The sequence below is a fragment of the Phocaeicola sp. RTP21198st1_B8_RTP21198_201120 genome, from assembly GCF_040929485.1.
GTDB lineage: Bacteria > Bacteroidota > Bacteroidia > Bacteroidales > Bacteroidaceae > Phocaeicola > Phocaeicola dorei.
In genome coordinates this window covers 693-1,007 of record NZ_JBCOCI010000589.1, presented here as the reverse complement: position 1 = coordinate 1,007, position 315 = coordinate 693, and the positions used below count along the sequence as shown (strand labels likewise).

Annotated in this window: 1 pseudogene; it reads right to left on the bottom strand. The window is 39.4% G+C overall.

Going from position 1 to position 315, the window contains the following annotated elements:
• A pseudogene (locus AB5935_RS28355) lies at positions 1 to 186 on the bottom strand (hypothetical protein); the annotation flags it as partial.
• Positions 187 to 315: the final 129 nt, after the last annotated feature.

Genomic DNA, 315 nt, shown 5'->3' with positions numbered 1-315 from the left:
CATTAAAATATCCTCCCGCATCAGTGACATGCTGCCGATCATCTGATTCAATGCACCCAAATAGACACCTCCCGAAAGTTGGAAGATGACGGCTATGAAAAGATAAATCCACGGTTGCATTTTCCGCGGCACGAAGCTGCGGAACATCGGCAAAACAAAAGGACCGTTCAGAACAGGAGCACTCATAAGAATTAAAGATTAGAAATTAAAAATTAAAGCAATTGATAATTAAAACAATGATTAAAACGATAAAGGGTTAAAGCGGTTAATATTTCACTTCACATTCCACGTTAAAACCGGCACGCATGCGTTTTA